This is a genomic window from Lutimaribacter marinistellae (assembly GCF_042648365.1).
Lineage (GTDB): Bacteria > Pseudomonadota > Alphaproteobacteria > Rhodobacterales > Rhodobacteraceae > Lutimaribacter_A > Lutimaribacter_A marinistellae.
In genome coordinates this window covers 651985-658148 of record NZ_JBHRXI010000001.1, presented here as the reverse complement: position 1 = coordinate 658148, position 6164 = coordinate 651985, and the positions used below count along the sequence as shown (strand labels likewise).

The 6164-nt window shown below is 57.9% G+C and carries 6 protein-coding genes; 2 read left to right on the top strand and 4 right to left on the bottom strand.

The window, feature by feature from the left end; translation table 11 throughout:
• Window positions 1-21: 21 nt before the first annotated feature.
• The 3 genes from ACFORG_RS02960 to ACFORG_RS02950 form a co-directional block, all read right to left on the bottom strand.
• Window positions 22-303, bottom strand: coding sequence for a hypothetical protein (locus ACFORG_RS02960; RefSeq protein WP_386733883.1), 282 nt, complete (start codon window positions 301-303; stop codon window positions 22-24).
• A complete protein-coding gene (locus ACFORG_RS02955; RefSeq protein WP_386733882.1) occupies window positions 272-2689 on the bottom strand; it encodes a GcvT family protein in 2418 nt (805 codons plus the stop codon). The genes ACFORG_RS02960 and ACFORG_RS02955 overlap by 32 nt, the downstream gene beginning before the upstream one ends.
• A gap of 102 nt (window positions 2690-2791) precedes the next feature.
• Window positions 2792-4042, bottom strand: coding sequence for an aminotransferase class V-fold PLP-dependent enzyme (locus ACFORG_RS02950; protein ID WP_386733881.1), 1251 nt, complete (start codon window positions 4040-4042; stop codon window positions 2792-2794).
• Window positions 4043-4191: 149 nt separating this feature from the next.
• Between ACFORG_RS02950 and ACFORG_RS02945 the strand changes: the two genes are divergently transcribed.
• Window positions 4192-4521 (top strand): hypothetical protein, encoded by a 330-nt coding sequence (locus ACFORG_RS02945; RefSeq protein ID WP_386733880.1) that lies wholly within the window; start codon window positions 4192-4194, stop codon window positions 4519-4521.
• 3 nt (window positions 4522-4524) lie between these two features.
• Here the strand turns inward: ACFORG_RS02945 and trhO are convergent, their stop codons facing one another.
• On the bottom strand, window positions 4525-5439 hold the full coding sequence (gene trhO / locus ACFORG_RS02940; RefSeq protein WP_386733879.1) for an oxygen-dependent tRNA uridine(34) hydroxylase TrhO: 915 nt from the start codon (window positions 5437-5439) through the stop codon (window positions 4525-4527).
• 93 nt (window positions 5440-5532) lie between these two features.
• Here trhO and pncA point away from each other — a divergent pair, with 93 nt between their 5' ends.
• Window positions 5533-6126, top strand: coding sequence for a bifunctional nicotinamidase/pyrazinamidase (pncA, locus tag ACFORG_RS02935; protein WP_386733878.1), 594 nt, complete (start codon window positions 5533-5535; stop codon window positions 6124-6126).
• Window positions 6127-6164 lie beyond the last annotated feature (38 nt).

Sequence of the window (6164 nt, the reverse complement as noted above, 5' to 3'; positions counted from 1 at the left end):
AGCGCCCTCCCGAAACCACTTTCATCGCGCAAGCCGCCCAACGGCGGCTCCCTGCGTTCGCGGTAAAAACAAAAGCATCAAGATCAACGCACCCTCAAACCCGATCGTGACGCCTTCCTCGTCGTGCCGAACCGAAACCCGCTCGATCAGACCCCGCACGATCTCCAGAGCCTGCGTCCGGATCTCCGGATCGGCCAGCGTCTCTGCCAGATCCGAAACCTTCTTCCGGTAGAGCTCCGACAGGTGGGTCTGATCAGGTGCGCCATAGACTTCACGATCGTAAACGACGCCCGTCTGGATCAAATGGGGGGCGTTCCAGAATACGCGCCTTGTGCGGTCGACCCAGGATGAAAATCTCCACCTCGTCGCCGGGCCTCGCGATCTCAGGGTTGGCGTAGCCCAAAGCCAACGATTTGCCGACGTGATACCCATAGGCTCCTGATGTGACGCGTCCGATTGGTTCACCTTGAGGTGAAAAAACCGGTTCGCCACCGCTAGCATCGGCGTCATTCGCAGCGTCGACTTCGAAGACTTGCAGTATCTCTCGAGGAGGATTGTCCTTTACCCGAAGATAGGCCTCTTTGTTCAGAAAGTCTTTCTCAAGCTTGATGAGCGCGGCAAGGCCCACTTCCTGTGGCCAGTATTCCTGACTGTATTCGCGTCCCCACGACCCATAACCCTTCTCGATCCGCAACGAACCCAGCGCGCGTCCACCGACTGGCCCGCCGCCGAGCTCCTTGGCGCCTTGCAGAAGGGCTGAGTAGAGGCGCACCTGATCGGCCTGGTCGCAATGAAGTTCCCAGCCCAAATCACCAGTGAATGACACGCGGATCGCCAGAGCAGTCACTCCGGCCACGTCGATCGTACGCGACCTCATGAAACGGAAGGCTTCGTTGGAGAGATCCGCATTCGTCAACCTCTGGAGCAACTCGCGCGACTTGGGCCCGGCAACGTTGAAACCCGCAATTCGATCGGTAGCGACTTCCAATGTCGTACCGGCTGGCATGTCGACCATCTTGAAGAAGCGTTGGTGGTATCGCTCGGCCATGCCGGAGCCGATCATCATGTATTCGTCTTCTTCGACCTTGGTGATGGTGAAATCTCCCGCAACGCCACCGCGGGTCGAGATCAACGGGGTCAGACAGGACCGGCCTATCACGTCGGGTACGCGATTGGCCACGAGGGAGTCCAGCCACTCCCGCGCACCCCTACCCTTGATCACGTAATTCGCAAAATTGGAGTTGTCGATCACGCCAACCGAGTCACGCAGCATCTTCGCTTCGCGACCGACCTGTTCCCACCAGTTTTGCCGGGTGAAACCATTTGTCTCTTGTACGCCGGGTTCGTTGGCGAACCACAGGGGGTGTTCCCAACCGCAATTCAAGCCGTGCACGCATCCCATCTGTTTCTGCATCTCGTAGGCAGGGCGCACACGGGCCGGGCGGCCCGCACTCCGCTCTTCGTTCGGGAAATGGATAGCAAAACGGTGGGCGTATTGGTCTTGAACACGCGCCTTGGTGAACGCCGTGTCGGCCCAGTCGTCGAAACGAGCCAGGTCCCACGCGAACATGTCATATTGGGGTTCACCCTCGATCATCCATTGCGCGGCCAAAAGGCCCAAACCGCCTGACTGCGAGAAACCGGGGATGATACCGGTGCAACAGAAGTAGTTCTGCAGTTCCGGTACCGGCCCCCAAAGGGCGTTGGAGTCCGGTGACCAGATCATCGGGCCGTTGATGACGCGTTTGACACCAGCGGTAGCAGCGCAAGGTACTCTTTCGGTCGCACGGATGACGTTTTCCATGATCCGGTCAAGGTCATCCGGAAACAGGTCATGGGCAAAGTCCAAAGGCGTGCCGCGTTCGGCCCAGAGACGTACATCCTTTTCGTAGGCACCGATAAGGAAGCCATTGCCTTCCTGCCGGAAATAGTACTCTCCATCGCGGTCGGCGATCGACGGCAGCCGCTTTCCCAGTGCGGCGACTTCCGGGATGGTTTCGGTGACAAAATACTGATGTTCAGTCGGCTGCAAGGGCAAGGTCAGGCCGGCCATCGCCGCAACTTCGCGGCCCCAAAGACCGGCTGCATTGACCACCCATTGCGTGTGAATGTCGCCTTTGGCTGTCCGCACGATCCAGGAACCATCGGCTTGTTGTTCTGTGCCAAGCACGGGACAAAACCGCTCAATCTCGGCGCCCATCGCACGTGCACCGGCGGCATAGGCGTGCGTTACTCCCGAGGGGTCGACGTTTCCGCCATCGGGTTCGAACATGATGCAGCGGATATCGTCGAACTGCGCAAGCGGGTGCAGTTCTTTTGCCTGCTCTCGGCTCACTTCGTAGAAGTTGAGGCCATAGAACCGTGCCTTTGACTCCTGAAGCCTCAACTGATGTTCGCGTTCTTCGGTTTTGGCGAGATAAAGCGATCCGGATTGGAACACGCCGCAACCCTGTCCTGTCTCTTTCTCCAGCTCCTTGTAGAGGTTCATCGTATAATGCTGGATGCGGGTGACATTGTTGTTGTCGTGTAGTCCGTGGATGTTTGCCGCGGCATGCCAGGTCGAACCACTGGTCAGTTCGTCCCTCTCCAACAGGATGACGTCGGTCCAGCCGAGTTTCGCCAGATGGTAGAGGATTGAACAGCCGACGAGGCCGCCGCCGATCACGACGGCCTGAGCATGGGTTTTCATGGCGTGTCTCCGCGTAGTGTCATGGTGGAGACTAACGACAGCCGCGGCGCGCGGATAACCAGTTTTCGACAGCTAGGGATCAGGAATCGGCGTGTTGCGATTTCAGGCCGCAATCTCGCGCATGATTGTGAGGAACTGTGCGACTTCTTGGGTGGAATTATAGTGACACATCGATACTCGGATGCAGCTGTCCCGTTTCAACGGCTCAAGGATGTTGCCCGAGTAATGGTCGGCTTTACGAAGGTGCGTTCGCACACCGTTCGCGTTCAGTTTTGCGACGACGTCCGCGGAAGGGACTCCTTCGACCCAAAAAGATACAAGACCTTCGCGGGCGGGGTTGTCGGTTCCGCCGATTATGGTGACTTTCGGCATGTCACCAAGTCCGGCCAGGTTGCCGGTTCCCTTGATCATCGCTTCGGTCAAGGTTCGCTCCTGATCGTGGATCGCTTCGCCGGCGGCCACGATGCGGTCGCGAGCGTCGGATGAACCGGAAACCTCACGGCCCAGCCAATCGAGGTAACTGACCACGTCAGACAATGTGGCGTAGGCGCCGGTGTCGCGCGTACCCATTTCCCAATTGTCCGAAGGACCGCCGATCAATGCATCATGTGGAAAGGCCGTCAAACGGTCCGATATCCATGCAAGACCATAGCCGTGACGCGAAAACATCTTGTAGGGCGAAATCACATACCCATCGATGTCGTAGGCGTCGATGTCGATTCTTCCGTGCGCTGCATGCTGGATGCCATCCGCGATTATGATGGCTTCTGGTGCGACTGCCCGGATCGCCTGTGCAACCGCCGCTACATCTACACCCATCCCTGTCACGGGTGACGTATGCAGAATGGTCGCAACCTTGACGTCAGGTGTCACCGCCTTTGCATAGGCATCGGCGGCGATGGTACCTGTTGCATCGTCGTGGGGGATGAGAACATGCTCTTGCCCGGCGATCTTCGACCAACGGGCACAGGCACTGCGCGTGGCAGGGTGTTCAAGTGTCGACCCCAGAACGATGCCAGCCCCGGTTCCAAGGCAGGCGTTCATGATCAAACGGAACAGAAGTTCGGTCCCGCTTTCTCCTACGAAGAACTGGCCGGAACTCGCATTCATAAGAACGCGCATGTCCTCTTTCGCCTTCTGGATCACACGCACCAGTTCATGGCTGCCGGGGTTGTCGCGCCCCTGATTATCCGGGATTGCGGCGTACTTCATTGATGTGGCGACGACCGACTCGAGCGTCAGCGCGCCGCCGGCGTTCTCGAAAAAGACGCGCGGGCCCTGCACAGGACAGTCCTCAACCTGCGCGAAACGGCTGCGAATTTCGGAGAGAAGTTCTGCTGTGATCTTGGACATGGTCGTTCCGCATTGCTTATGGGTTTCGCGGCACCATGTCGCCACCGTCAAAAAATATCCAGCAGAGAAATCCCCGTGCGAATGACCTCACCTTGAAAATGTTCACTTTATGTTCTATATCTGGTGAACATGATACGGAGGATGTTCTCATGGCCCGTATGTCTGATATCGCCGCGCTGGAAGGGCCCGGCAACGATTATCACTTGCTTCCAGTAACCGAACGGCAGCTGCAATATGCGCGTGCCATTGCGAAACGGCGTTCCTTGTCGATTCCGATCGAGGCGCAGAGAGATCGCCGCACATTGTCTGCATGGATCGACTCGCAGACCGTCGGCGCTTCACGGTTCGGACGGTATCCCAGTGGAAAACAGGTCGCCTTTGCCGAACGCATTGCCCGGCTGAAACGGCGTCAGGTGCCGCCTGAGTGTTTTCGGGACAAGACCCTGATGTCGGACTGGATCGACCGGAACCGCTCTTAATAGTCAGCGCAGTTGCACGTTGCCAAGGTGGTCCTCTCCGCGTTCTCGGGCGAGGCGTATCTGCTTTTGCCGCTCGCGGAACCTGATCTTGTCTTCGTCTGATGTCTCGTTGATGCACTGGTGGCACGACACACCATGCTCGTACTCTGGCCGGTTGCGATCCGAGGGCAGGATTGGTCGCCGACACCCATGGCACAGTTCGTGTGGCCCTTCGACCAAGCCATGCCCGACCGAGACGCGATTGTCGAAGACAAAGCACTCTCCCTGCCAGGTGCTGTCTTGGGCCGGGACCTCTTCGAGGTAGCGCAGAATTCCACCCCTGAGGTGATAGACATCCTCGACACCCTGGCCCAGCAGGAAGTTCGTGGACTTCTCGCACCGTATCCCACCAGTGCAAAACATCGCGACCCGCTTATTGTGAAAGCGGTCCTTGTTCGCCTCCCACCATGCCGGAAATTCGCGAAAGCTGGCGGTATGCGGATCGACGGCCCCTTCGAAGGTACCGATGGCAACCTCGTAGTCGTTTCGCGTGTCGATGACGACGACATCGTCGGACCGGATCAAATCGTTCCAGTCCTGCGGTTCGACATAATGCCCAACCTTGGCACGCGGATCGACATCCGGCTGGCCCATGGTGACGATTTCGGACTTCACACGCACTTTCATTTTTCCAAAAGGTGCGTGTTCGCTACTCGCTTCTTTCCACTCCAGATCCGCACATCCGGGCAGGGCGCGGATATGTGCCAGAACTCGGTCGACACCAGAGCGCGGGCCGGCGATCGTTCCGTTGATGCCTTCGCGTGCCAAGAGCAAGCTCCCACTGACCTGTTCGCGTAGGCACAGGTCAAGAAGCGAGGGCTTCAGGCTGGCAGGTTCGTCAAAGCGTGTGAAATGGTAAAGAGCGGCGATGGTGTGCATGGCTGCGATCTAGATGCGGCGGTTGATGTGCGCAAGAGCCCGGATTGACGCGGGTCCACGCCGTATCTACCGATGAAAGAAAGGAGCCAAGCCATGAACCATGCCCTCATCGTGATCGACGTTCAGAACGATTTCTGCCCTGGCGGAAGCCTTGCCGTGCCGGGCGGGGATGAGGTGGTGGAACGGATCAACGCGATGATGGGCGCATTCGAAGCGGTTATTCTTACGCAAGATTGGCACCCTGCTGGCCATTCATCCTTTGCAACGTCCCATTCAGGTAAAGATCCGTTCGAAACGGTTCAAATGCCCTATGGCCAACAAGTCCTGTGGCCCGACCATTGCGTTCAGGACAGTTCCGGTGCCGAGTTTCATCCTGCCCTAAGGACAGATGCAGACCTGATCCTGCGAAAGGGATTCCGCCGGCATATCGACAGCTATTCCGCATTCTTCGAGAACGATCGCTCTACGCCGACTGGGTTGGAGGGATATCTACGCACACGTGGTATCGAGCGAATTACATTGGCTGGACTGGCTACAGATTTTTGCGTGCAATTTTCGGCGGTGGATGGTGCGCGCCTCGGCTTCGATGTCGATGTCGTCATGGATGCTTGTCGCGCGATCGATCTTGATGGCTCATTGGCGGTGGCGACCGCTACCATGAAGGATGCTGGCATCAGGCTCTCGTGACGCCGGTTGCGATTTCTTAAGGCTAACTGTCCTAAGAC

Excerpts from the sequence above, each read along its gene's own strand:
- ACFORG_RS02955 (WP_386733882.1), bottom strand. The coding sequence starts at position 2,689 with ATGAAAACCCATGCTCAGGCCGTCGTGATCGGCGGCGGCCTCGTCGGC.
- ACFORG_RS02950 (WP_386733881.1), bottom strand. The coding sequence starts at position 4,042 with ATGTCCAAGATCACAGCAGAACTTCTCTCCGAAATTCGCAGCCGTTTC.
- ACFORG_RS02945 (WP_386733880.1), top strand. The coding sequence starts at position 4,192 with ATGGCCCGTATGTCTGATATCGCCGCGCTGGAAGGGCCCGGCAACGAT.
- trhO (WP_386733879.1), bottom strand. The coding sequence starts at position 5,439 with ATGCACACCATCGCCGCTCTTTACCATTTCACACGCTTTGACGAACCT.
- pncA (WP_386733878.1), top strand. The coding sequence starts at position 5,533 with ATGAACCATGCCCTCATCGTGATCGACGTTCAGAACGATTTCTGCCCT.